This is a genomic window from Gemmatimonadaceae bacterium, assembly GCA_020852815.1.
GTDB lineage: Bacteria > Gemmatimonadota > Gemmatimonadetes > Gemmatimonadales > Gemmatimonadaceae > SCN-70-22.
On record JADZAN010000002.1, the window covers coordinates 155034 to 180835 of the forward strand.

The window sequence follows — 25802 nt, forward strand, 5'->3', positions numbered from 1 at the left end:
GGGAGACGGGGGACGGGGGACGGGAGATGGTGTAGCGCGGGGGGCGATACTCGCGATCAACGGCGCTGGAACTCGGGACTGCCTAACGCGAGGCCGATCACTTGGTCGAGTCCGGCGAGGGGAGCGGCGGGGCGAAGGGGGCGTCGCGGCGGATCGCCGGGCGGGCGATCGTCAGGCGAGGGCGCCAGCCCTTCGCGAGCGAGCGGATGCTCGCCGCTCATGAGGATGGCGCGCGTGTCGGACGAGACGGAGCCGCCCAGGAGGGCGACGATCACACCATCCACCTGCTGCTCGCGCGGTGCGGCGCGCAACGCGGCGTACGACGGCCACGCCGTCACCCGCGCGCCGGGCACCCGGTTCGCCGCGACGGCGAGAGCGAAGTTGATGCGCGACAGGATGGCGCCGGTGTTCATCCATGCGTCGCCGGTCTCCGGCCACCCGTTAGGCGCCTGGTGCCCGAAAATGGGGGCCCCCAGCCGCGCGACCGCGAGCGACGACGTGGTGGTCGTGTCGGGCTCGGCGCCAAGGGCGCGCGCCGTGCTCACCACCACCTCGAAGGGCGACTTGACCTTGGCGCGATAGGCGGCGCGCGTGAAGAACTCCGGCGAGGTGACGATGGTGCGGACCACCTCGCGCAGGTCGCCATCGGTGCGGCGAAAGGTCGCGGCCGCGCGCTCGACCAGGGCGCCCGGCGGCGAGTCGCTCACGAAGCGCACGGCCAGCTTGCGGGCGATGAAGCGCGCGGTGGCCGGGTGGCGCGCCAGCAAGTCGAGCACGTCTTCCCCGTCTTCCATCCCCCGCCCGCCCCGGAGTGTGACGCCCAGCACACGTTTTGGCTCGGCGTCGTGCGCGTTGCGATTGAACCAGAACTCCGGCGCCCCGCTCCGCAGCGGCCGCACACCCCACCCCGTGAGTGCGCGCGCCACCTCGATCACGTCCTGTTGGGTGTAGCCGCCATCCACGCCTAACGTGTGCAGCTCGAGCAGCTCGCGCGCATAGTTCTCGTTGAGCCCGCGCGGACGCTGCCCTGCCGGGCGCGGGAGCGGCGGGCGCTGGAGCGGCGGGCGCTGGACCGCAACGCGCCGCCGCACCGCGCGCGACGACAACGTGCGGTGCGCAGAGTCGGCGACGCTCTGCGCGTTGTCCAGGTACAGCAGCATGGCCGGGTTCCGCGCCACGCTCCCCAGAAGGTCGCGAAAGCGCCCCAGGACATGCGGGCGAATGGCGTCGCGCTCGTAGTCGGCCAGGAAGTACCGCAACTGTCCCTTGCCGACATACACGGAGAAGTGATTGAGCCAGAAGTCGGTCATCACTTCTTGCAGCTGTCGTTCGCTCCCCACCGCGCGCGCCACGCGCGCCGCGAGGATCTCGCCCACGAACTGGCGATTGCGCCGCGCACCCTGACGCATCGCCACCGAGTCGCCGGCTGCGGGCGCCAGCGCCGGCGGGCGTGTGCGCATGGAGTCATCGCGTTGCGGCTGCCGAGCCCGGAGCAGCGCGGGTGGCGGAGCGTCGCGCAACAACTCGGCGGCGCTCCGCGAGGATGACGGGAAGTGCGCGAGCGCACGGCGCAACGCGGCGTCGTCGATGCGATCGGGTGTCAACTGCTGCGCGATCCAACGGTCGACGCCCATCGCGCGGATCCGTTCCACTTCACCGGGCCGCGGACCGAAGGCGAGGCGGTTGAGGACGTGCCGAGCCTGCTCGTCGCGCCCCAGTTCGCGTTCGTCGACGGCGGGGCGAGGTTGGTCGAAAGCGGACCCGGCGCGGGATCCCGCGCAGCCGATCATGAGGAGCATCGCACCGAGCGCATGCAACGTGCGGTGGCTGGCGGTCAACACGGTCATGGGGCGAGCTCCGACATCGGGTGGCGCGCGGTTGGACGCGATGAGGCACACCGCGTTAACCGGCACGGCCGGGGCGTCGGCGCCTCAAATTCCGCTAATCCCGCCGGCGTAGCGCGCCGACACTTCTCCTCAGCATGGACCACCTCGGTACCCACGGATCGATGCACGTCCCTCGAATCACCCTGCCGCGGTCGGCCACGTTGCGCGCGACGGCGGAGCTGGCCACGCCGCTGCGCACCCTTCCGGAGGGCGGTACGCTCGTCCTCGACACCTCGAACCCGGCTCCGAGCGACACGGCGGCACTGCAGCTCCTGCTGGCGCTACGGCAGGGGCGAGTTGGGCCGGGGCGGGGCTCGGCGGGGCCGGACGGCCGCGTCGGGCACCTGTGCTGCGCCGGCATCGATCCGCTCTGTTGAACGGCGCGCGCCGGTACGGCACAGGAGCCGGCGGAACCTCTTCGCCTTGCCACACCACCCATAACGCATTCTCACGATGGGCAAGACAGCATTAGTCGTCGACGACTCCACCACGATGCGGGAGATGGTCTCGTACTCGCTCAAGGAAGCGGGCTTCGAGGCTGTGACCGCCGGGAACGGACAGGAGGGGCTCGACGCCCTCGCCAACCGTTCCGTTGACCTGATCATTTCCGACCTCAACATGCCGGTGATGGACGGGCTGACCTTCATCAAGCACGTGCGCGGTATCGACAGCTGCAAGGGTGTACCGATCCTCATGCTCACGACCGAGTCGCAGCAGGCAATGAAGGATCAGGCCAAGGCGGCGGGCGCGACCGGGTGGCTCGTCAAGCCGTTCAATCCCGAGATGCTCCTCAAGGTGATCGCGAAGGTCGTACCCTGACATCGGCCGTCCCTTCACCAATGTCCACCGACCGCACGACACCGGGCCCGGAACTCACCCCGGCGCAAGTCCGCGACCGTCTCTCGACGCTGCACTCCACGGTGCTCGAGTCGCTCGACGGGCAGTTTGGCCAGACCCTTGGCGACCTCCAGCAGCTGCGCGGGCTCCTGGGTGATGCCACGGGAAAGCTCTCGCAGGCGTTCCAGTTGATGGTGCGCCAGGCACAGCTGCAACGCGACATGGCCCGCACGCTCATCGATGAGGTGGACTCGCCGGCGGCGCGCGACATCCACGAGCTGGCCGGTGAGATCTCCAAGGGGGCGATGCTCGTCGTGCAGAGCCTGCAGTTCGAGGACATGGCCAACCAGCTCGTGCAGCACGTGGACAAGCGCATTGCCTGGCTCGACTGCTTTGCGCGCGACGCCTCGCTGCTGCGCACCGCGGTGCGCGAGGACATGATCGGGATGTCGTACGAGGAGTTCCTCGCCGTGGAGGAGCGACTGGCCGAACTGCGCATGCAGCTGGGAGTGTGGGACCGCAAGGTGGTGCAACAGCAGTCGCTCGACGAGGGCGAGATCGAGCTGTTCTAGGGGTCGCAGGGGGCACCCCGCCGCTGACGGGGGCGGGGCGCGGGCGGGAAGGTTGGGACTCCGCAACGACCTGCCGATACTCCGGCAGAGGGCCCGGCTCGCCCCAGGCCCGCCGCTTCAACCGACACCCCACGATGAAGATCCTGGTCGCCGAGGACGACCTCGTCACGCGAGAGATCCTCAAGCGCATCCTGACCCACATGTCGGATGAGATCCTCGAGGCCAGCAATGGCGTCGAGGCGCTGGAACTCATCGAACGCCACGACCCGGACTTCCTGTTCACCGACATCCAGATGCCGCTCCTCGACGGAACGGCGGTTGTGGAGGCGGTGCGCTCGTCGCGCACCCACAGCATGCTTCCCATCGTTTGCATGTCGTCGGTGAAGGACAAGGAAGACATCACGCGGCTGGTGGGCTTCGGGATCGCCGACTACATCCTCAAGCCGTTGCGCCCGTCGGAGGTGCACGAGCGCTTCCGGCGCGTGATCTCGCAACACGCCGGGTGGCGCCAGCGCCAGGGCGCCGAAGGACAGACCTCCCTCCTCGTCGTCGACTCCGACCCCAACTTCCGGCAGTTCGCGATCCCGCTGCTCGAAGGCGACTTCGTCATCTCGCAGGCCGTCTCCGGTGCGCACGCGCTGCGCGTCTACCAGGAATCGGAACTCAAGCCCACGACTATCCTCGTGGCCGAGGGGCTCCCGCTGGTGTCGGAACTGCAGGTCGTGAACCTGGTGAGCAAGCTGGCCATCGAGTCGCGCACCGGGATCCCCTCGTTCTGGCTGGTGACGGACAGCGACGTGGCGCCCGCCGACAAGGTGCGCCACTTTGCCGGCGTGATCCGGCGCTCGTTCGTCCCCGAGACGTTCATCGCCGAGCTGCGTCGAACGCTCCTTGCCGGTTCCGCCCCGATCGACAAGCTGCGCCGCCACCTCAGGGAGGACGCGCGGAAGTGGATGGTGACGGCCACGCGCCAGACGTTAGGCGTGATGTCGGGACAGGACGTGTCGACGCTCGACTCGGCGGGCCACCGCATCGAGGACGGGATCTGCGGGCGGATCACGCTGACCGGCGAGACCGATCACATCGAAGTGGTCATCGCCTGCAACCGCGACGACGCCGTGCGCCTGGCGAGCAAGGTGCTGCGGCGCGAGGCGACGCTCGACACCGGTGGCCTCGACGTCTTTGGAGAGTTCAGCAACACGATCGGCGGGCGCGCGCGCGCCGCGCTCCTCGAGCGCGACTTCGACCTGCACATCTCGCTCCCCGAGATCACGCAGGGCTATCAGCACGCGGGCGACGACACGGCGTGGGACACCTCGGCCTGGTTCGCCACCGCCACGGGCGAGACGTTCTTTGTCGGCATTCGCGCCGAGGAAGGGCGCGTGGGAACGATGGTCGGCTACGATCCACTGTCGGAGCTGGAGCAGGCCTCAGCGCCCGTCGTCAGCGCGAGCGCCAGCGCCGATGCCAGTTCAGTCAGCGACTCATCGGTGGACGACGCGCTATTCTAGAAACCATTCCATGAATGGACGCCGCCGCGCCGGCGCCCTGCGCCTGCCTTCGGCGTTCGGTGGGGCTGTGTCCGCTACTGATCCGCCGTGAGCATGTACCCCACGCCGCGCACCGTCTGGACGAGCGCCTTGTCAGCGTCGTGGTCGACCTTCTTGCGCAGGTAGTTGATGTAGACGTCGACGATGTTGGTCGTCGGGTCGAACTCCTGCTTCCAGACGTGCTCCGAGATCTGCTCGCGCGACACCGGCATTCCGGCGTGTCGCATGAGGTACTCGAGGAGCGCGTACTCCTTCTGCGTGAGCGCGATGACGCGCTCGCCACGCATCACCTCGCGCGAGATGGGATTGAGCGTGAGGTCGCCCACGCGCATGAGCGTCGCTTCCACGCGAATCGACGAGCGGCGCAGGAGTGCGCGCACGCGGGCCAGCAGTTCGTCATAGTCGAACGGCTTGGCCAGGTAGTCGTCGGCTCCCGCCTCGAAGCCCTGCACCTTGTCGGTGACCGTGTCGCGCGCGGTGAGCATCAGCACCGGCGCGGTAAAGGCGCGCTGCCGCAACTCCTTCGCCACCGACAGCCCGTTCCGCTTGGGGAGGCCGATATCGAGGATGATAAGGTGCGGTTGCTCGTCGAGGGCGACCTGCAGGGCCGCGTCCCCATCGGTCGCGGTTATCACCGTGTAGCCGTTGTCCGCCAGCGTACGCTGGAGGACGTCGAGCACTTCGCGGCGATCCTCGACGACGAGGATCTTGGCCTGCGCGCCCTGCGGCGCTGGCGATCCCTGCTGCGTCGATGTGGTCTGTTCCATATGCAAGAAAGTCATAATGCGATTCAACGGCGCGGGCAAGCAAGTGGGCACGACCCGGTACGGGGGGCGCGGGCGCGATTGGCGGCACGTCATGCGCCCTCCGTTTCGCTCGACTCCGCCAGCTCCCTGTGTCGGGTCTCCTGCTCCCCCTTGAGTGTCGGCAGCTTCCCCTCTTCCTTTCGCTCGTGCTTGCCAACCGAGTTCGAGACGGGGTGTCCATCGGGGCCATCGGGGCCGCCGCGACTGCGGGGGCGCTGGTGGGGCTCGGAATGCGCCACGACGCCGCCACGCTGCCGTTCGACCTCGCCGGGCGCGCGCTGCTGGCGAGCCTGCGCCTTGCCACGGCCTCGCCGTCGTTCGCCGTGGGCCTTGGCGCGGTCACCCACCTTCTCTGGATGGGACTGTGGGGTGTGTGCTTCAGCGCCTTCGCGACATCGCTGCGGGGGCTCGCGCTCCCAGCGGGGGCGCTGGTCTTCGTCCTCTTCCTTGGCGCCTTGGCGGGGACCGTCGTCCCCGGGGCGCTGGGGGCGGCGGCGTTCGCCCAACTCAGCTCGGCACAGACTGCCTTCCTCCTCGCCCTCCTCGCTGGTGCGTTCATTGCGGGAGTGGTCGTCGTGCGTCCGCGTATCGGGCACGTCACGTAATCGGAACCTCATCTTCCGAGGTGTGGCCGACGGCGCACTCGCGGGGTCCATCCTTGTGAAGGACTCCCGCTCCGAGAAGCGCAGGCGGACACTTCGGCCCGCTGCGATACGGAGCGTTCCTTTGAGAAGGAGGGGTGATGGACGTCCTCGTGATGCTCGAGGATCGCCCCGAACACTCGACAGTGCTCGCGCACGTGAACTCCGTACCCTCGCCGCTCAATTCCGAGCGCCCCTCGCGGGACGTGGTCACGCTCTTCGGAGATGCCACGCCCGAGTCGTTGGCCCTCGCCTTGGCGGCCGCGGTCGAAGCGCACCGTGAGCCCACCGAGCGTTTGGACACGATCCGACACGTAGCCTTGTGGCCGGAGCGCGGCGCCGTGGGAGACGCCGCGTGGCGAGATGAATCGACGGGACATCTCGTCACGAGCGACCTGGCCATCCCGTTCGCCGTCCTGCAGGACACCGCCGAGCTCTTGCTCGCGGAGTGTGGCGCAGCGATTCGCCGACTGGTGGCCGGGCTCCTCATGCCCGACTGGCCCGAAGGGACGCGCCGCGCGATCAGCTTCTCGCTGGCACCGCATGCCGTCCTCCCGGCGGGCGCCGGGGCGCACCGTGATGCACTTCTCGACAGCTATCGCCAGGCCGATGGACTCGACTTCGACCAAGGAGACTGAACCTCGATCCTGATCTGTCCGAGCAGTCGACGGGGCGCCCTTCGCGGGGCGCCCCGTTCGCGTTTTGGCAATCGGGCGTTCGCTTCTTGACGCTCCCTCGCTCGCGCGCCAGCGTCCGGGCATGTCACCATCCCACCATGGGAGAACATGCAATGCGTGAATATCGCGCGACGGACATTCGAAACGTGGCGGTAGTCGGACACGGAGCCAGCGGCAAGACCACCTTGGTCGACGCCCTGGCTTTCGTGTCCGGATCGAGTAAACGCCACGGCACCATCAAGGAAGGGACGACCCTCACCGACCATACCCCCGAAGAAATCGAGCGCGGCTACTCCATCAGCCTCGGGTGCGCATTCGCCGAATGGATGGACACGAAGATCAACCTGATCGACACCCCGGGGTACCTCGACTTCCACGGCGATGCGATCGCCGGAATCGCGGCAGCTGACGGCGTCATCAGCGTCGTCAGCGCGCAGGGCGGGGTCGAAGTCGGGACCGAAAAGACGTTTCACGAGGCGGTGTCGCGCGGCGACCCGATCCTGTTCGTGGTCTCGATGATGGACAAGGAACACGCCGATTTCGACCGCGTCTATCACCAGGTCAAGGACCGGCTCTCCGCCAAGGTGGTCCCGGTCGAGATCCCGATCGGCAGCGGCGCCAACTTCCGCGGTGTCATCAACCTCTTCACCCGCAAGGCGTACCTCTACAACCCGGGGAGCAAGTCGAGCGACTACACCGAGGCCGAGATCCCGGCCGAGCACAAGGAAACGTTCGACACCTACTACCAGGAGCTGATCGAGGCCATCTCCGCCACCGACGACGCCATGCTCGAACGCTACCTGGAAGGGGCGGAGATCGGGCGCGACGAGGCGATCCACGGGATGAAGGAAGCGATGAAGCGGATGGACCTCTTCCCGCTCTTCGCCGTCTCGGCCGATCACCTCATTGGCATCCAGGCCATGCTCACCGAACTCGTGCAGCTGATGCCCTCGGCGTACGAGATGGAGGAGATCCACGCCTTCAAGGGTGCCGAGGGCGACCACACGGTTGAGATCCACGCCGTCGACACCAACCCGTTCTCGGCGCTCGTCTTCAAGACGCTGTCCGAGCCGCACGTGGGCGAGGTGTCGTTCTTCCGCATCTTCTCGGGGAGCGTGAACAACGGGCAGGATGTCTTCAACGCCACGCGCGACGGTGTGGAGAAGATGGGGCACCTGTGCGTGGGGCAGGGGAAGGAGCGCATCGAGGTCCCGGTGCTGCACGCCGGCGACATTGGCTGCGTGGCCAAGCTCAAGAACACGCACACCAACGACACCCTGTCCACCAGGGAGCACCCCGTGCGCCTGCCGCAGGTGAGCTTCCCCGAGCCGGCGGTGCAGTTTGCGGTACATGCCGCATCGCGCAGCGACGAGGAGAAGCTGCAGCAGGGGCTGCACCGGCTGCACGACGAAGATCCCACCTTCGAGACGAGTTACAACCCGGAGACGCACGAGACCATCATTTCCGGGTTAGGGGAGCGGCACCTCGACGTGTCGCTGGCCAAGCTCCGCCGCAAGTACAACGTGAACGCCGAGCTCACGCGGCCGCGCATCGCCTACCGCGAGACCATCACGGCGCGCGGCGACGGGCAGGGGCGCCACAAGAAGCAGTCCGGAGGGCGCGGGCAGTTCGGCGACTGCTGGATTCGCATGGCGCCGCGTCCGCGCGGCGACGGCTACCACTTCATCGACAAGATCGTCGGTGGCGTGATTCCTTCCGGCTTCCGGCCGGCGATCGACCGCGGGATCCAGGAGGCCTCGGCGCGCGGCATCCTGGCCGGCTATCCGCTGGTGGACTTCGAGGTCGAGCTGTACGACGGCTCGTATCACTCGGTCGACTCGAACGAGATGTCGTTCAAGATGGCCGGGATCCTCGGCTTCAAGGCGGTGGCGCCAAAGTGCAAGCCCATTCTCCTCGAGCCGCTCGATCACGTCGAGATCACGACCCCCGACAGCTTTCTGGGCGACGTGATGGGTGACCTGAGCGGTCGCCGCGGGCACATCCTGGGTTCCGACTCGGCCATGGCGGGGCACACGATGGTGAAGGCGGTAGTGCCGCAGGCCGAGATGCACCTCTATGCGACCGACCTCAGCTCACTGAGCCACGGGCATGCGTCGTTCCGGAAGCGCTTCCACGGCTATGAGCAGATGCCGCACGAAGCCGCGCTCAAGGTGGTGAGCGAGTCGGCGAAGGCCAGGAAGGAGGAGGAAGAGGAAGGCTGATTGCACGGCGTGGCTCGCCGCGCGTGATGCCTGGAAAGACGAACGGCCCGGGTGCGATCCCGGGCCGTTCGTGCGACCGGCGCGCCGCGCACCTAACGAATCGCAACAACCTCCGGGCCGGCGCTGGGAAAGCGGCCAAAGACGGTCGGGTCGTGCCCCGGCACCACGAGGCGCGGCGGTGCGGCAATGCGCTGCATCCGCGTCTGTGCCGCAAGGTTGGAGAGCGTGTCGAGCGTTTGCGCGATGGGGCGGCGCAACGAGAGGTTCTCGTACAGGTAGGCGTTGTCCGAGGCAATGACGACACGCCCCGCGCGCGTCTCCACGCCAACGTACTGCGACGCGAAGGTGTGCTTCCCGCCGGTGTAGACGCGGATTCCCGGGCGCACCTCCGCGCTGTCGCCGTCGGACAGGCGCACGCGCCCTTCCGTGAACAGGCGCCGGTACAGCTTGGCCACGTCGGGATCGATGGCCCGGTCCCTGGCCGAGCCGTCGGCGCCGACGTAGTGCTCGAACTCCGCGCGCTGCAGCCAGATGCGGGCGCGCGGAAAGCGCTCCACGCCATCGGCGTGATCCCAGTGGATGTGCGAGACGACGATGTCGCTCACGCGCGCGGGGTCGAAACCGGCGCGGCGCAGCGCCGAGTCGGGGGTGACGTAGGCGGTGGGCTTCCACTGGCGAATGAACTTGTCGCGCGTGAAGCCGGCGTCGACGAGGACGATGTCGCCGTCAGGTGCACGGAGCGGCCACACCATCATGGCGATGTCGAGGCGTCGCGCGCTGTCGCTCCCGGCAATGAGGGCGCGCACCGGGAAGCCGGGGAGGGTCGCAAACCGAACCGCGAATGCCTCCCACTGCGTGGTCGTCGCGTGACGCGGCGATGCGGCGCAGGCGGAGAGTGCGGCGGCGAGCGACAGGGCGGTGGCGAGCGACGTCAGGCGCCGTGAGTGCATGGCACGAGGGGGCGAGGGGGCGAGGGGGCGAGAGGAGGTGATGGGTGAAGGGGAGCACACGCGCCGTGGTGGGGCGCCATTCGCTCAGTTCCGTTCCCCGCGGAGGATGGTCGTGAGCAGCCCCACCGCGAAGATGCGTCCCTGGCCGGGCTCGGCCCACAGCTGCAACAAGTACTGCGTCGTTGGCGAGGTGAGCGAATGCCACGCCGTGCCGTCGAAGCGCAGCAGCGCCCCCCCTTCGCCGAGTGCATACACGTCGGTGGGCCCCGTTCCCCACACGTGGCGCAGCGTGCGGGCCACGGGGCTCGTCATGGAGTACCAGCGCTTCCCGTCGTAACGCAGGATCGTTGCCGAGTCGCCGACCGCAAAGATGTCGCGCGGCCCCGTCCCCCAGATGCCGCGCAGCAGCTGACGGGTGGGTGTCGCCATCCGCCGCCACTGGGTCCCGTCGTAGCGCAGCACGAGCCCTGTGTCGCCCACGGCAAAGACGTCGGTGGCCGAGAGCCCCCACACGTGCCGCAGGAAGGCGGTCGTCCCGCTGGTCATCGGCGTCCACGTCCCGTTCCCCGCGGACGAGAGGATCACGCCGCGCTCGCCGACGATGAAGGTGTGCGCGGGGTCGGATGACCAAACCGAGCGAAGCAGGGTGAAGAGTCCGGTGCTCTCGGTGCGCCATGCCGTGCCGTCGTAGCGAATCACCGTCCCGGTGTCGCCCACGGCCACCACCTGCGTGGGCGAGGCTCCAAAGATGCCGTACAGCGGTTGCGTGGGCGGGGTGTCGTCCAGCACCGACCACCCGGCCTGTGCGGTGCGCTTGAGCACCACGCCCCCCCCGCCCACCGCGTACATCGTCCCGTCGCCCGGCCCCCACACCGACGTCAGCGCCGGCGAGGTGATCTCGGCGCGCCACCCGGTGGCCGGCGTGCCGCGCAGCACGGTCCCGTCCCACCCCGCCAGCAACACGCGCCCCGCGCCGTCGCCCCACACACCGCGCAGGTTCTGCCCCGTGCCCGAGTTGGTCACCACGCGCCAGGTGGCGCCGTCGAACTGGAGTACCGCACCGGTGTTGCCCACGGCGTAGACCTCGTTGGCCGACTGCCCCCATACGGCGAAGAGGTTGCGGCGCGTGACCGTGGAACGCTGCTGCCAGTTAGTCCCATCGTAGTGCAGCGTGAGCCCGTTGATCCCCACCGCCCACACATCCTGCGCACTGCTCCCCCACACGCCGAAGATCGCATCAGTGGTGGGGGAGGAGGCCGGCGTGAACTGCGCACCGTCGTAGTGCACCAACACCCCGTTCTGCCCGGCGAACCAGAGGTCGTTGCCCGCCGTTCCCCAAATTGCCCACAGCTCCCAGCCGCGCGCGGCGGAGAGGACGCGCCAGGCGGTCCCATCCCAGCGCAGGATCGTGCCGTCGGTGCCGGCGACATACACCTCCTGCGCCGAGAAGCCAAAGACATCCAGCAGCGTCTCGCTGGAGGGGCTCGCCATCGGGAGCCAACGCGTTCCATCGTAGTGCCAGATGGCCCCGGCCGTCCCCACGACGTACACGTCGCGCGCACTCGATCCCCACACGCCCACGAAGGTCACCGAAGTGTCGGTGCGCACCAGGCGCCAGTTCCCCCCCGTGCCTTGCAGGATCACCCCGCCTTGCCCCACGGCAAACCCTTCGCCGGTGGCCGGGTCGCTCCAGACGCCGAGCAACGAGACGTCTGTCACTCCCTCGCGCTCGATCCCGAAGGTGGGGACGCGAATGGTCGTCCCCACGACGGTGATGTCAGAACTGTCGCGCAATGCCCCCGCACTCGCCGTGATCCGCGCGCTCCCCGCCGCCACTCCCTGCACCACGCCGGCGCTCGACACGCTCGCCACGGCCGGGGCGCTGCTCTCCCAGCGTAGCGTGACCCCCGTGACCGCCCCACCGCTCGCGTTGCGCGCCGTCCCCGCCAACGGAAGCGTGGCCCCGGTGTGCAACCACGCCGTCGCCGGGACGACCTCCACCGACGCCACTCCCGGGGGCGTTGGATCGCCAGGGCCGTTGCCTTCGTCGCGACACGCCGCGCCCGCGAGCAACGCGACCAGCACGAGTGCGCGCGCCAGCGCCGCTGAGACGCCTTCATGAGCAAGGCCTAACGCCATTGCCCGTAGAGCCTTGGGTGCACCGTCACCGTGCGTTGAAAGTGGTCGTCCCACGCGTCTCCGATCAGTCAAGAACTCCTCCAAAGTTGCCGATCATCACCAGCAGGTGAAAGCCTCGAGCGCCGCACGCTCACTCGCCGACGATCCGGGATGCCACGATGTACGGAACACGCGCGCCGCTCTCCTGTTCCCGACGCTCTCTCTGCCGCGCCCTGCGCGCTGTGACGTGACCGGGCACGCTTGCGCCCTGCCCGGGGTTCCCCATGACACCCTTGAGGTGACGTGGGCAATTCGAACGCAGGCGTGAGCGCCCGCTCGCGGGGGGCGCCGGCCAGCGCCTTCCACCTCGGCCTCCCTGCCGATCAGTTCGCCACGGCCTTCCCGTTCCATGTCGCCCTCGACGTGGAGCTGACGATCGTGCAGGTGGGGCACTCGATCGGGCGCGTGTGCCCCGATGTGCAGCCCGGCGCGCGGCTCGAGGACGTCTTCCGCATCGAGCGGCCGCCCGTCCCCGTCACCTTCTCTGCGCTGGTCAGGAACTCGGGGCTCCTCTGGATCCTCGTCCACACGCGCAGCGGGATGCAGCTGCGCGGCCAGATGATGCACGTGCGGCACGGCGACGAGGAGACGGTCCTCTTCCTCGGCTCGCCGTGGCTCACCGACACCAACGCGATCAAGGCGTTCGGGCTCACCATCAGCGACTTCGCGCTGCACGATCCCGTGGTCGACCTGTTGCAGCTGGTGATGTCGCAGAACGCCGCCCTCGCCGACGTGCGCAAGCTCGCCGCCAAGCTGTCGGAACAGCGCGCCGAGCTGCGCGAGGCCAACCGTCGCATGGCCTCGCAGTCCAGCACCACGCAGGCGCTGGAGCACGCCCCCACGCTGCGCGCCGCCGCCCCCACCATCCTGCAATCGCTCTTTGACGCGATCGGGTGGGACCTCCTGGCCCTCTGGTGGGACGCGGGCGATGATCGCACGCTGGAATGCGTGGGGCTGGTGTGCGCCGAGGAGCCCGCGCTCGCCGAACTCGCCTCCGCCACCCGCGCCGCGCGCTTCGAGCGCTCGGTGGGGCTCGCCGGCCACGTGTGGAGCAACGGCCGCCCCATGTGGGTCGAGGACGTGCGCGACCAGCGCAACTCATCGTGCCCTCGCGCCCCGATTGCCGAGCGCGCCGGCGTTGCCTCGGTCCTCGGCGTCCCCGTGCGCGTGGGGGGCGTGGTGCGCGGCGTCATCGAACTCGAGAGTCGGCTCGAACAGCCGCTGGACGAGGACGTCCTCAAGCTCGTCGACGATGTCGCCTCCAAGCTCGGACAGTTCGAGGCCCGCCGCGCCGCGGAACGCGCGCTCGTGCAGGCCAAGGAGTCGGCCGAGTCGGCGAGCCGCGTCAAGTCGGAGTTCCTGGCCAACATGAGCCACGAGATCCGCACGCCGATGAATGGCGTGCTGGGGATGACGCAGCTCCTGCTCGACACCGCACTCAGCGACGAGCAGCGCGACATCGTGCGCACGATCGCCTCGTCAGGCGAAGCGCTCCTCACGATCATCAACGACATCCTCGACCTCTCCAAGATCGAGGCGGGAAAGCTGGAGTTCGACCACGCCCCCTTCGACCTCGGCAACGCTATCGAGGATGTGCTCGAGCTGATGGGGGCGCGCGCCGAGGAGAAGGAGATCGACGCGCTGGTCCGCATGAGCCCGGCGTGCCCACGCATGCTCGACGGCGACGTGGGGCGTATTCGCCAGATCCTCGTCAACCTCGTAGGGAACGCAATCAAGTTCACGCGCGAAGGGCGCGTGGTGGTCGAGGCGGAGTGCCTGGAGTGCCATGGGTCGGAGGTGCTCATGAAGCTCTCGGTGCACGACACGGGGATCGGCATTCGCGCCGATGTCCTCCCGCACCTCTTCCAGAGCTTCTCGCAGGGCGACAGCTCCACGACGCGCAAGTTTGGCGGGACGGGGCTCGGCCTCGCCATCTCGCGGCGCCTGGCCGAGGCCATGGGCGGGAGCGCCGGCGCGACGAGCGTGGAGGGGAAGGGGTCGACCTTCTGGGTCACCTTGCGCCTGGCGATGGTGGGGGCGCCGCCAGCAGCAACGACGGGGCGCACGAACGGGTCGGCCATCGTCGTCGAGCCCGACGCGCAGCGCGCGCGCATGATGCAGGGCGTCCTCGAGTCGGCGGGCGTCGGCGTGCAGCTGGCGGCCAGTGCCGCCGACGTGGCGGCGCTGGTGTCGGCGCAGCCGGCGACGCCGGTGACCGCCGTCGTCGTGGGGGGACGCGCCACCGTCCCGGCGCTCGCCGCCAATGCCGTGGCCATCCGCGAGGCGATCCCCTCGCTGCGCCGGCTCATTGCCGTCGTCCCCCTGGCCCAGCGCATGGCGGGCGCCTCGCTGCGCGATGCGGGATTCTCCGCCGTTCTCGCCCTCCCGCTGCGCCCCTCGCACCTCCTCGCGGCGCTCGCCAGCTCCCCGGCCGAAGCGCCGGCGCTCCCGGCGCCCGCGCGCCCGAGCGCGCCTCCGATCGACGACCCGCTGGTCGAGCCGCCGACGACTAAACGCCCGCTGCGCCGCATCCTCGTGGTCGATGACAACGCCGTGAACCAGCTGGTGGTCGTCGGCATGCTGCGCAAGCTGGGGTGTGTAGCCGACGTGGCGGGGGACGGAGCGGAGGCGGTGCGCCTGGTGCAAGCGCAGCACTACGACCTGGTGCTGATGGACTGCATGATGCCCGAGATGGATGGCTACGCCGCCACGCGCGCCATCCGCCGCGAGGAACAGGCGAGTGGTGTGGTGCGCCGCCCAATCGTTGCCCTCACGGCGAGCGCGCGCCGCGAGGATCGCGAGCGCGCCCTCGTGGCCGGGATGGACGATCACGTCGCCAAGCCGCTCGTTTTCGATGACCTCCGGGAAGTCGTCGAGCGGTGGACGGCGGGCAACGTTCGCGACGACGAGTCACTCGTCGACGTGGCCTTCCTCGATCGCATGCGTGAAGCCTACGGCGACGGTGCGGAGGAATTCGTGCAGGCGCTCCTCGACCTCTTCATCGACGACGCCCCCCGGCGCCTGTCGACGATGCGTGCCGCCGCCGCCAACGGCGACGCCGAGGCGGTGGCCAGTGGCGCCCACGCGCTGCAGGGCTCGGCGGCCACGTTAGGCGCCCTGCGCCTGGCGCGCCAGGCCCGCGAACTCGACGCCCTGGCGCAGGGCGCCGCAGCCGAATCGCTCGCGCCACACGTCGAACGGCTGGGCGCCGAGCTGATCGCGGTCTGCGCTCGCCTGCGCGAGCTGCGTGCGCTGGGCCAACTCGCCGAAGCGCACCCCGCCCCGCACGACCTCTAGCGGTTCGTTAGGAGCGCTGGGCGCCGCCGACAGTATGGCGCGCGGCGCGGCTCATGGCGTGGCGCATGGCGTGGCGCATGGCGCGGCTGACGGCGCCGCGTTCGCCGCGGCTCACGGCGTGCCGCGGCGTGATGTCCCGGTCAACACGTGGATCACACCGGCCGGATGGTCGCTCCCCCACTTCATCTGCGCCTGCGCCGAGCCGATCAGGCGGATCTCGATGATTCCCGCAACCGGAATGTTCTGCAACGCCGACGTGTCGCCGAAGCGCTGGTTGTCGAGGTACACCACCGGCGTGCTGCTCCCCGCACGTGTGCGCAACAGCGTTGTAGGGCCACGCCCGGCCAGGAACGCCGGCCGCAACAGGCGCACCGCCTCGTACGCGTTGAGGGCGCTCGTCTTCGCGATCTCCGATCGGAAGATGACGTCCGATTGCCGCCCCTCGGCGGCCGAGCGACCGCCCCCGCTGGCGCAGCCACCCGTGACGGCCGCGAGGAAGACGATCCCGGTCAGCAACTGCCGCGCATGTGGGGACATGGACATGTCAGTGACTCGAGTGGGGAGAAGGGGGCGTCTCCCAACTTGCCGCGCCAGCGCCTGCGCTGTCCAGTCGCGCGGGACGGCGAGCCCGGGCGTGGGGTGAAGCGCGCCGTGTGGCCACCAAACGTTCGCCAGCGGTGCAGCTGCACTGCCACCGCGGTGGCAGTGCGGCCCGCGGCGAGGATCAGGACGCGAGCGAGCGCAGGCGCGTTCCCGCGGCCGGCGTGCGCCGCGCCAGGCGCGGGAGCGGCGGCACACTCGGCATCGGGACACCGCATCGCTCCGCCGCCAGCAGCAGGCAGCGTTGCACCAACTCCTCCTCGGCCAGTCCAGCGGCACTCGCCGCCGTCACCAGCGCCTGGTCGCCGGCGCGGGTAAGCGAGGGATTGGTGTCCACGGCGCAGACGTTGGGAACGCCGCTATGCGAGAGACGGATGTCGACGCGCGCCACGTCGCGGCACCCCAGCGCGTGAAAGGCGCGCAGCGCTATCGACTCGACCTCTTCTGCCAGGCCGTCGGCGCAAAGGGGAACGCCGCGCGCCGCCGACGAGGTAGGGGCGAACGGGTCGTTGGGGATGTTGATGGCTGGAAGCATCACCGCCGTTGCGCCGTTCCCCAGGATTCCGCAGGCGAACGACTCACCCGGGAGGAATCGCTCGATGAGGACCGGCTCCGGCGACACGCCGAACAGCTCGGCGACAATCGACTCCAACTCGTCGTAGTCGAGCGCCACGAGCGTGGCGTGACACGACGACACGCCACGCTCGCGCCGCACCGAGACGGGAAAGGCGCGCCGCGCGAATGGCTCGAGCTGCTCCGGCCGGTCGACGACCGCGTAGCTCGCCGTGGGGACGCCGTGAACCGCCAACGCCGACTTCATGCGCGCGCGCGCAACGCAGGTGGCGTGCGTGACGCTGTCACTCCCCGAGAACGGGATCTCGAAGTACTCGAGGAAGGCAGGGACGTGCAGCCGCCGCTCGGGATGCCCCTCGCCGCGGGCCAGGTTGAGCACGATGTCCGGGCGGGCCACCTCGAGTCGCGCGGGGAGCGTGGCATCGGCGGCGAGGAAGTGGACGTCGCCGAGCGAGCGCAACGCCCGCTCGACCACGACTCCCTCTTCGTTAGGTGTTCCGTCGACCGTGACGCCGATGCGCATCGTGACCCGTAGCCCGCTGTCGTTATGCTAGAGCTCGACTGAGGCGGCAATAGTAGGGGCGGTGCCATGATCGGTCAACAACGAGCTTGCCTTCTCGCCAAACGCAGGAAGGACCAGCCAGCGGGCGGGTCCTTCCGGGCCTAACGCCGCGTCGATGTGACTCGGCGTGCGTCGGCGTGCGTCGGCGTGCGATGATTGGTCGAGCGTTGTGGCTGATTTCAGGCGATGTGTCAGGCCTTGCGTCAGACCTTGTGGAAGCCGGGGCGCGCCGATTCGCGGCGATCTTCGGCCATGTACACCTCGAAATCGCCGAAGAAGGCGGGGGCCTCCTGCTGCATGGTGCGCAGCACCATGAGCCCCAGGCGGCGGATCTCCTGCTCGGCGCCCTCGCCGCAGCGCAGTTCGAGCATCGTGCGCCATGCCCGCACGTTGCCGGTGACCACGATCTTGGTTTCCGTGGAGTTCGGGAGGACGCCGCGCGCCGCCTCACGCGCCATCTTGCGACGATGAACCTTGTCCGACACCCACGAGTAACGCTGCATGAGGTCATCGACGAGCGCGACGTATGTCTTCTGCGCCGACTCGACCTGGTCGCGCCACGTCTTCTCCAGTGCCTCGTCGCCGACAATCGCCGGTGGGACGACGAATGCCGCCTCCGATTCGTCGACGTAGCGCTGTGAGAGCTGCGAGTACGCGAAGCCGGCGCGATGGCGCACCAGTTCATGCGTGAGCGAGCGCGAGATCCCTTCCAGCAGCAACGAATACGTCGCGTGCTCGAGGACGCTGCCGTGTCCCTGCTTGAGGATGTTCTCCAGGTACTCGCGCGTGGAGCGTCCGGCCGGGTTGCGCTGGCTCATGTAGCAGAGTCGTCCCGCAAACTCCGCCAGGCGCTCGCCGTCCGTCGACTCGCCGTGCCACGCGACCGGAAGGTGCGCCGCGTCGGTGAACGACGGGCGGGCGAGGACGGTGACACGCGGTTCGTAGTAGAACATCGGACGGGAGACGGGAGTCGGGAGAAAGCTTGCCCCCGCGAAGGCTGGCGGGAGACGTGAGTGGCGCGCTCGCGAGCGCGCCCGCGCGGGAAACCTATTCGGGGCTGGTGAGCATCTCCAGACGAGATGCGTCGTAGGCGCGTTCGCGCTCCACGCGCTCGAGGACGGCGCGCGCTGCCTCGGGGAGCGCGGGAAGGGTGGGGTCGTACTTGATCTGCGCGAAGAGATCGCACGTGAGGGGGTGAACCTTCACGCCGGGGTTGAGGATCCCCGCCGGGTCGAAGATCGCCTTGATGCGCTCGAAAAGCGCCAGCGCGCTGGGCGGCCATAGCTGCGCGAGTGCCGGCGTGCGCCAGCGGCCATCGCCGTGTTCGCCGGCGATCGTCCCGCCCAGCGTGGCGGTGAGGGCGACGACGTTGTCGAAGAGGAGGCGGATGCGCTCGCGCCAATCGTCGTCGCGCACGTCGACGAGCGCGTTCACGTGGACGTGCGCATCGCCGGCGTGCCCGAAGATCACGCCGCGCAGTCGCGATTCGGCGAGCGCGTTCCGCACGCCGCGCACGTAGTCGCCCAGTCGTTCCGGGGGGACGCAGCCATCCTCGACCACCTGCATCGACTTGAGGTTGGGGTCGAGGCGGGAGAGGATCGGCGACGCCGCATGGCGCAGCGCCCACAGCGCCTCCTCGGATTCGGCGTCCAGCCCCACCAGCACGCCGGAGGCGCCATTCGCCTCGCACGCCGCGGCAAGTGAGCGCGCGCGATCGGCGACGGCGACGCCAGCATCCGCGTCTGGGCCGACTGGCGTGTGGCGCCGATTTTTCGCGCCCGAGGTCGCCGAAAGAGCGGGGTGTTCCGACGTATGGGTCCCAGCTTTCGCTGGGACGGTGGGCGAATGCTCGCTCGGTGGGTGAGTGCTTTCGCGGCTTTGCGCCGGCGCGGGTGCACGGTGCACCGGCAAATGGGTCCCAGCTTTCGCTGGGAAGGTGGGTGAATGCTGGATCGGTGGGCGAGTGCTTTCGCGGCTTTGCGCCGGCGCCATTCCTTCCTCCAGTTCGATGAGGAGGACCGCCTCGGTGTCGTCGGGGACGGGGAGCGCCTGCGCCCTGCGGGCTATGTCGAGGAAGGTGCGGTCGAGGAGTTCGCACGCGGTGGCCCCGTGCTCGCGCGCGAGCGCCGCCCCAACGACCGATTGCTCCAATGACGGAAAGGCGGCCAGCACGGTGGCGGTGGCCGCGGGGACTGCCGTCAGGCGCAACTCGAGGGCCGTGAAGAGGGCAAGCGTCCCCTCGCTCCCTACCAGGAGGTCGAGCAATTCGCCGCTGGCGGCGAAGTCACGCACGCCGTATCCCGACGACTCCTTGCGCACCCGCGCCTCGGGGAGCGCGGCGGCCGCCGCACGCAGCTCGTCCTTCGCCGCGCTCCAACGATCAAGTGCCGGCACGCCAACCGGGAGCGGGGCACCACGCCGGATCGTCGCCCGGCTGCCATCGGCAAAGACGCACTCCGCCGCCTCCACCCAGCGCCGCATGGCGCCAAAGGCGAGCGTGCGCGGACCGGCCGCATTCGTCGACGCCATCCCCCCGATCGTCGCGAACGTTCCGCTCGATGGATCGACCGGGAAGCGCAGCGCGGCGCCGTTGGCGTCGTGCTCCACGTCGCGGCGCAACACGCCGCTCCCTACCCACACGGTGCGGCGTACGACGTCGACCGGCTGGCGCGCCAGCAGCCGCGAGCAGTCGACGATCACGCCGTCGCCCACGGCCCCTCCGCCCATGCTGCTCCCGCTGCCACGTGCAACGAGCGGGACCCGTTCGGCGGCCGCCCAGCGCAGCAGCGTGACCACGTCGTCGGCGTCGAGCGGGATGGCCACGGCGCGGGGGACGAGCTGGAGCACTCCGGCGCTCTCGGCGTAGACGGCGCGCGCAACGTCGTCCGTGCGGAACGGGCCGCGAATCGGTGGGGGCGAATTCACGAAGCGGGACCACATACCCGGTCAATGATAGTGCCCGCAGTGCTCCCTGTCCTCGCCGCCCCCGGGTCGCGCCTTACCCGAGGCTCAGCGCCGGCCGCTGCCGCGCGCTCGCGCCGGTCAGTGCTTCCGGTCCTGCTTCTTCGCCTGCGCAGCGAGCATCGTCGTGTCGATCTTGAACGCGAACATCTGCTGCACCAGCTGGCGCACCTTGCGCCCGTTCATCACCGCGGGGCGAAAGCGCATCTCGGGGAGGGTGTGCTTCACCGACTCCGCAAAATCCGGATGCGTGGCCGAGAGAATCACGATGCTCGCGATATCCGCTGCGCCCGTGGTGTCGACGACGTACTGGATTCCCACCGATCCCTCGATCCGCTTCTCCAGCATCCTGGGCGGATACGGCGGTGCGGCGCTGTCGTCGTAGCGCGCCGCTGCGGAGTCGACCTGCAGCACCGTCATCACGCTGTCGCCCGTCGACTCGGGCGCGGTCTGCTGCTCCTCCGAAGCCTTGCTCGCCAGTTCGGTGAGTCCTGGGCCCGGTTCAACGGGCTCGCTCCGGAACTTGGTCGCCTTCTCGTCCTGCACCTCGTTCCCCGAGCCGCCGGGCGCCGCGGTCGACATGTACGTGATGCGCTCCTGCCGGGGGCGCGAACCGATGATGCGATCCTTCGGGATGAAGAAGGCGACCGGCGAGAACGAGTTGGCCAGGTCCGACGGCTTCACGTCGCGCGTGGTGACGAAGACCGTGCTCCCGATGACTGCGGCGTGCGCCACGACGCTCACCGCGTACCCCTCGAGGCTCGCGATGAAGGTCGCGCGCGCGTTGCTTTCGACCAGGCGTCGGAAGAGCATGGGTCACCTCCGCCGCTGAGGGCGGATGGCCGGGGGGCGATGGCAGGGTACCGTCGCTCCGTTCAACATTAGCGAGCGGTCGAACGGCGACAAGCGGTATGGGGCGAACGGAACTCCGCGCGCCGCCAACGCACGTTACCGCCCGGTGAACTGCGGTCGGCGCTTCTCGAGGAAGGCGGCGACCCCCTCGCGCTTGTCGTCGCTAGCGAAGGCGAGCAGGTACAACCCGGTCTCCACGCGCAGCCCCTCGGCCAGTGGCGTCTGCAGCGCCGCGCGCAGTGCCTCCTTGGCTGCCGCGAGCGCCACCGGACTCTTGCGGGCAATCACCTCGGCGATCGCGCGTGCGCGAACCATCAACTGGTCGAGTGCCACGACCTCCTGGACCAATCCCACCCGCAGCGCCGTCGCGGCGTCGATCGGCTCGCCCGTGAGCACCATCTGCATTGCCATTCCCAGGCCAATGAGGCGCGGGAGTCGCTGCGTCCCGCCGCCGCCGGGGATGATCCCCAGGTTGATCTCGGGCTGCCCAAGGCGTGCGCTGTCGGCGGCAATGCGGAGGTCGCAGGCCATGGCCAGTTCGAGCCCGCCCCCCAGGCAGTAGCCGTTGATTGCCGCGATGACCGGCTTGGGCGAGCGCTCGATGGCCTCGAGGGGAGACGGTGCGCGCATCGCCTGGTACTGGTCCACCGGCGTGCGGGTGGCAAACTCCGCGATGTCGGCGCCGGCAACGAAGGCCGTGTCTCCCGCCCCGGTGACGATGATCGCGCGCACGTCGGGGTCGGCCGAGAGCGGGGTGAAGGCGTCGAGGAAGGCGCGCCGCACCGCCGCGCTCAGCGCGTTGCGCCTGTCGGGGCGGTTGATGGTGACCGTGGCGATGGCACCGTCACGTGCAACGAGGACGAACGGTGCCGGCGACGGGGCGTCCACGGCGTCACTCGCCAATCACGACCGAGGCACGCGGGCGTTGCGGCGTCGCCATGATGTTCTCGCGCGAGGCGCGGAGCCCGCGCCACCCCAGCACCAGCGACGCCACCACGAACGAGAGGTGCTTCACGATCGCCTTCGACGCCGCCGATTCGAACGCCGCCTTGGCCTCGGCCTGCACCACGCTCCGCAGCTGCAATATGTCGAGGACGAAGAAGGCGACGAGGACGGCGAAGCACGCGCCGAGGACGAGGTTCACGATCGCCAGGATGCGTTGGAGCAGCACGTGCTCCGCGTAGGCGGCAACGCCCATCGCGAGGAGGACGCCGAGCAGCGGAGTGAGCAGGAAGCCCGACAGCAGCCCTACCGATGCAAAGCGCCACTCGATGTCACCCAGGCGCAGCGGGAGGATGCTGGTGACGAAGTCCATCGCCGGCGTCGCCACCAGGAGGAAGGCGATCAGGTAGGCGGGGACGATGAGGGCGTCGGCGCGTTCGGAGGAGTTCACGGGGTTGTCGGTCGCGAGTGGTCGGCAGCGGGCGAAACGAGGGACGCATGGTGACGCAGCGGGCGCACAGCGCGTGCGGAATGGCGCGATGCGACTGCCCACCGTTCGCAAGTATCGTGCGGTCGCGACACTCTACGCATCACCGACCACAATGAAAAGTGGGCTGGGTTCCGGGACCCAGCCCACTTTCCACCGGCCGCACCCGAGGGAGAGGCGCGGCCGAACTCACTCCGTTGTCCCGATCGCCTCGAGACGCCTAGAGCCGAATGGCGCCCTTGGAGATCGCGATACCGAGGATCACGAGTGCCCCCGTTCCAAACAGGATCCACGTCTCCGGCTCCGGAGTCGCCACCGTGTCGGTGATGAACTCCTGCGTCCCGACGCCCGAGATGTGTCCCGCGGCCCGCGAATCGGTCACGATCGACCAGCGCGAGAAATCGAAGGATTTCGCGCCCCCATTGTTATACCACGAGTCGGCCTGGTTCAGCCAGTACGCCTCGGACGAATTGACGGCCGGATTCGTCCCGCCGTTGGGGAGCCCGGGGTTGAGCAGGTTCCAGATCGCCGTCTGGATCCCCCCCCACTGGCTCGTCTGGATGCCGGGGGCGCGGTAGACCGAGGCCAGGTACGCGGCCTTCTGGTACTCGGTGGCCCGGGCGTTCCCGTGGCGGGTGGCCGAGTAGTTGTTCGAGCTCAGGCGGGTAAAGACGCCCGTCCAGATCTGGCCGAAGTTGATGTGGTTGAGGACGTCGACGCAGAACAGGTTGAGCGACGGGCGCGTCGGGTCGGAGAGAACCGTCCCGGTGAAGGGGCCCACGTAGTAGCCGTAGGCGGTCACCGCCGGGTTCGGGGCCTTCGTCTGAAACTGGAGCTTCTTGATCCGGTACGCCTCGATGGTTGGCGGCGCGGAGACCTGCGCCCGCGCCGGAGCGGCGAACGTCGCGATCGAGGCGAGGGCGGCGAGGGTCGAGAGCGAACGGGAGTAGCGCATGGGCGTCGGGGACGGCGGGAGGGACAACGGGGAAACCATGGGAACGCGACTGCTTGACGTGCGAACGGGTCGTGCGAACGGGTCGGACAAACGGTCGCGAAGCGGCCGGACAGATCGGGTGGCGCACATCGGCGGAGGTCCAGCGCCGCGGACTGCAGCCGGCAATAGAGCGGGCCGCCGATGTGCGCTACGTCACATTTGCAGGAGGCGTGCCCGGACGTTCACGGTACGCGATGTAAGGCCCCGACCTTCATGCTCGCGCGGGGCGTAAGTCCGCCAAGGCGTTCAGCCGCAACGGATTGCGAGCGCCCGTCGGCGCGCGCGGTGCGCGCTGTGGCTGGCGGGAGCGCGCGATTCGCCGCCGCGCGCTCGGCGGACCATTCCGTCCTGTCGCGGCGGCTCGGCACAGGCGGTGGCCAACGCTCGACGTTGCAAAACGCCGCACGAGGAGGCGAGGCGATCGGCGAGCGGCACCAAACGAAGACCGCCGATCCGACGTGTGATGTCGGATCGGCGGTCGCGGGAGGGAGGGTGGGTTACGCGGCCTGGGCGCTGTCGTAGCCGCCGACGCGGAGCGCTTCGCTGATCCCCTCGTTGGCCGCGGCGGCCATCTTGAGGGCGGCGGAGAACATCCGCTTCGAGACCATCATCTGGACGGTCCCGTCGAGGAGACCCGCTTCCTGCGTGGCGAGCGCCTCGGCGTCCTGCTGGTTGGTCGGGGCGTCGGTGATGTTGGTCGTGGTGGAGCGCGCCACCTTCTCGGCCGCGCGATCCATCGACGTCTGCTGTCGCTGGATGGCGGTGAGACTGCTGGATATCGCGTTGATTGCCATGCACGCTCTCCTGAAGCGGGGTTCGTTCCCGGCGTCGCCGGACCTGGGGTACCTGGGGGAGTTCGGTGGACCGGCGCGTCGGCGTCGACGGGCGCAGATACACTTCTGAGGATGAGTGTCGGCAGGGGGACGGGAAACTTTAGCGAACCCGGGAATTGGGCGTTGGGGGAGGGGCGCGGCGCCCCCCCCGCCTCAGGAACCGACCGCGCCCGTGCCTCCCACAGCGGCCAGGAACTCCCCCAGATGCTCGGCGTGCTGCTCCGCGTCTTCCTCGCCCAGCGCGATGACGCGTCGCAGGTAGTCTTCCTGGAACATCACCAGCGACAGGATGTCGGGGCTCGCCGACCGCCGAGTCCCGAGCCCTCGGGTCAGGAAGCGAAAGACGCGCGGCAGCCGCGGCTCGTACTCGCGGGCCAGCAGCCCGAGGTCGATCGACGGGCGCAGGACCAGGATGTCGATCACCCGCATCCCCGAGCGCTTCTCCTCCGGAATGCGCTGCACCAGCTCGTTGATCATCTTCATCCGCACCACGTCCTGATCGATCACGTCGAGGAAGACGGCGTTGTACAGCGTCCCCAGGATCTGCGCCGGCGGCGGGTACTCGTTAGGGTCGTTGACGGCCGCCGGGCGGTGCAGGCGCGAGCGCGTGGAGATGGTGATGATGCGCGAGGCCCCCAGGTGCAACGCCGGCGAGAGCGGCGCCGTGAGCCGCACCCCACCGTCGCCGTACCACTCCGTCCCCACGCGCTCGGCGGGGAAGAAGATCGGCAGCGCCGCCGACGCCATCACGTGGTCGACGTTGAGCCTCGTCATCACGCTCTTGCGCTGCGGGCGCTCCCACTCGAAGGGGCGCCGCCCCTCCACCCACGTCACCGACATCCCCGACGTGTAGCTGGTGGCGGTGAGCGCCGCGGCGTGCAGCGTCCCCCGCTCCAGGTTGTAGCGGATTCCCGGGAGCGCCCCCGTCTCGTCGTGCTCCAGCGTGCGCTCCAGGAAGGCGCGCAACGGCGCGGTGTCCACCATGCCACGCACACGCTCGCGCTCCCCCGGATCGCCCGACATCAACCCGTAACCCGAGCGAATCACGCCGGTGAGCAGCGAGCGCGCATCCACGCGGTACACCTGCTCCGGCGTCATCGAGAGCCAGTGCCGGACCAGTTCGTCGGTCGACTCCTCGAACGTGCCGCGATGCGACGCGAGGTGGATCGTGTTGACCGCCCCCGCCGACACTCCGATGAGGATGGGAATGCGAAGGTGGGGATAGCGACGCGCGATGGCGCGCAGCAGCCCGGCCTGATAGGCCCCGCGCGCACCGCCCCCGCCCAGCACGAGGGCGAGATCGTCGGTCACGGGGGTGGGACGCGTCGTGAAGGGCATCGTCGTTCTCTCGTTCGTCACGCGATTCGCGGCTGCGCTGATCT

Annotated in this window: 22 protein-coding genes; 8 read left to right on the top strand and 14 right to left on the bottom strand. The window is 69.3% G+C overall.

All coding sequences use genetic code 11. From position 1 onward, the window contains the following. Positions 1 to 56: 56 nt before the first annotated feature. Positions 57 to 1847 carry a DUF1800 domain-containing protein gene (locus tag IT359_01720; GenBank protein ID MCC6927683.1) on the bottom strand — a complete coding sequence of 597 codons (1791 nt, stop codon included), beginning with the start codon at positions 1845 to 1847 and terminating at the stop codon, positions 57 to 59. Between the two features lie 161 nt (positions 1848 to 2008). Between IT359_01720 and IT359_01725 the strand changes: the two genes are divergently transcribed. From IT359_01725 to IT359_01740, 4 genes are all read left to right on the top strand, one after another. Further along, entirely contained in the window at positions 2009 to 2263 is a 255-nt protein-coding gene (locus IT359_01725; protein ID MCC6927684.1) for a hypothetical protein, read from the top strand. A 76-nt stretch (positions 2264 to 2339) separates the two neighbouring features. Beyond that, positions 2340 to 2705, top strand: coding sequence for a response regulator (locus IT359_01730; protein ID MCC6927685.1), 366 nt, complete (start codon positions 2340 to 2342; stop codon positions 2703 to 2705). A 20-nt stretch (positions 2706 to 2725) separates the two neighbouring features. Next, positions 2726 to 3295 carry a hypothetical protein gene (locus IT359_01735; GenBank protein ID MCC6927686.1) on the top strand — a complete coding sequence of 190 codons (570 nt, stop codon included), beginning with the start codon at positions 2726 to 2728 and terminating at the stop codon, positions 3293 to 3295. A gap of 134 nt (positions 3296 to 3429) precedes the next feature. Next, complete coding sequence (locus tag IT359_01740) at positions 3430 to 4806, top strand: response regulator (protein ID MCC6927687.1); 1377 nt, start codon at positions 3430 to 3432, stop codon at positions 4804 to 4806. A gap of 74 nt (positions 4807 to 4880) precedes the next feature. Here the strand turns inward: IT359_01740 and IT359_01745 are convergent, their stop codons facing one another. Continuing rightward, positions 4881 to 5612 (bottom strand): response regulator transcription factor, encoded by a 732-nt coding sequence (locus IT359_01745; protein ID MCC6927688.1) that lies wholly within the window; start codon positions 5610 to 5612, stop codon positions 4881 to 4883. Positions 5613 to 5797: 185 nt separating this feature from the next. Here IT359_01745 and IT359_01750 point away from each other — a divergent pair, with 185 nt between their 5' ends. The 3 genes from IT359_01750 (at position 5798) to IT359_01760 (ending at position 9191) form a co-directional block, all read left to right on the top strand. Further along, positions 5798 to 6256: a hypothetical protein gene (locus IT359_01750; GenBank protein ID MCC6927689.1), complete on the top strand. Its 459-nt coding sequence runs from the start codon at positions 5798 to 5800 to the stop codon at positions 6254 to 6256. A 137-nt stretch (positions 6257 to 6393) separates the two neighbouring features. Further along, complete coding sequence (locus IT359_01755) at positions 6394 to 6930, top strand: hypothetical protein (protein MCC6927690.1); 537 nt, start codon at positions 6394 to 6396, stop codon at positions 6928 to 6930. A gap of 152 nt (positions 6931 to 7082) precedes the next feature. Continuing rightward, complete coding sequence (locus IT359_01760) at positions 7083 to 9191, top strand: elongation factor G (protein ID MCC6927691.1); 2109 nt, start codon at positions 7083 to 7085, stop codon at positions 9189 to 9191. Between the two features lie 92 nt (positions 9192 to 9283). Here IT359_01760 and IT359_01765 read toward each other — a convergent pair whose 3' ends face one another. Both IT359_01765 and IT359_01770 read right to left on the bottom strand, forming a co-directional pair. Next, a complete protein-coding gene (locus IT359_01765) occupies positions 9284 to 10141 on the bottom strand; it encodes an N-acyl homoserine lactonase family protein (GenBank protein MCC6927692.1) in 858 nt (285 codons plus the stop codon). An 84-nt stretch (positions 10142 to 10225) separates the two neighbouring features. Next, positions 10226 to 12280, bottom strand: a complete 2055-nt coding sequence (locus tag IT359_01770) for an Ig-like domain-containing protein (protein MCC6927693.1) — start codon at positions 12278 to 12280, stop codon at positions 10226 to 10228. A 303-nt stretch (positions 12281 to 12583) separates the two neighbouring features. On the opposite strand from IT359_01770, the gene IT359_01775 reads away from it, so the two are divergent. Continuing rightward, positions 12584 to 15616, top strand: coding sequence for a response regulator (locus tag IT359_01775; protein MCC6927694.1), 3033 nt, complete (start codon positions 12584 to 12586; stop codon positions 15614 to 15616). 111 nt (positions 15617 to 15727) lie between these two features. On the opposite strand, the gene IT359_01780 is transcribed toward IT359_01775, so the two are convergent. The 10 genes from IT359_01780 to IT359_01825 form a co-directional block, all read right to left on the bottom strand. After that, on the bottom strand, positions 15728 to 16159 hold the full coding sequence (locus IT359_01780; protein ID MCC6927695.1) for a hypothetical protein: 432 nt from the start codon (positions 16157 to 16159) through the stop codon (positions 15728 to 15730). 181 nt (positions 16160 to 16340) lie between these two features. Beyond that, a complete protein-coding gene (locus tag IT359_01785) occupies positions 16341 to 17312 on the bottom strand; it encodes a hypothetical protein (GenBank protein ID MCC6927696.1) in 972 nt (323 codons plus the stop codon). A 242-nt stretch (positions 17313 to 17554) separates the two neighbouring features. Further along, positions 17555 to 18304: an FAD-dependent thymidylate synthase gene (thyX, locus tag IT359_01790; protein ID MCC6927697.1), complete on the bottom strand. Its 750-nt coding sequence runs from the start codon at positions 18302 to 18304 to the stop codon at positions 17555 to 17557. Positions 18305 to 18398: 94 nt separating this feature from the next. Beyond that, complete coding sequence (locus IT359_01795) at positions 18399 to 20276, bottom strand: FAD-binding oxidoreductase (protein MCC6927698.1); 1878 nt, start codon at positions 20274 to 20276, stop codon at positions 18399 to 18401. Positions 20277 to 20393: 117 nt separating this feature from the next. Continuing rightward, complete coding sequence (locus IT359_01800; protein MCC6927699.1) at positions 20394 to 21125, bottom strand: TonB family protein; 732 nt, start codon at positions 21123 to 21125, stop codon at positions 20394 to 20396. Between the two features lie 135 nt (positions 21126 to 21260). Next, positions 21261 to 22001 carry an enoyl-CoA hydratase/isomerase family protein gene (locus tag IT359_01805; GenBank protein MCC6927700.1) on the bottom strand — a complete coding sequence of 247 codons (741 nt, stop codon included), beginning with the start codon at positions 21999 to 22001 and terminating at the stop codon, positions 21261 to 21263. Positions 22002 to 22056: 55 nt separating this feature from the next. Beyond that, positions 22057 to 22557 (bottom strand): hypothetical protein, encoded by a 501-nt coding sequence (locus IT359_01810; GenBank protein MCC6927701.1) that lies wholly within the window; start codon positions 22555 to 22557, stop codon positions 22057 to 22059. 256 nt (positions 22558 to 22813) lie between these two features. Continuing rightward, complete coding sequence (locus IT359_01815; protein MCC6927702.1) at positions 22814 to 23548, bottom strand: hypothetical protein; 735 nt, start codon at positions 23546 to 23548, stop codon at positions 22814 to 22816. A 536-nt stretch (positions 23549 to 24084) separates the two neighbouring features. Continuing rightward, the gene (locus IT359_01820) at positions 24085 to 24381 is read right to left on the bottom strand and encodes a hypothetical protein (GenBank protein ID MCC6927703.1); all 297 of its coding nucleotides are present in this window, start codon (positions 24379 to 24381) and stop codon (positions 24085 to 24087) included. A gap of 192 nt (positions 24382 to 24573) precedes the next feature. Continuing rightward, the gene (locus IT359_01825; protein ID MCC6927704.1) at positions 24574 to 25758 is read right to left on the bottom strand and encodes a patatin-like phospholipase family protein; all 1185 of its coding nucleotides are present in this window, start codon (positions 25756 to 25758) and stop codon (positions 24574 to 24576) included. Positions 25759 to 25802 lie beyond the last annotated feature (44 nt).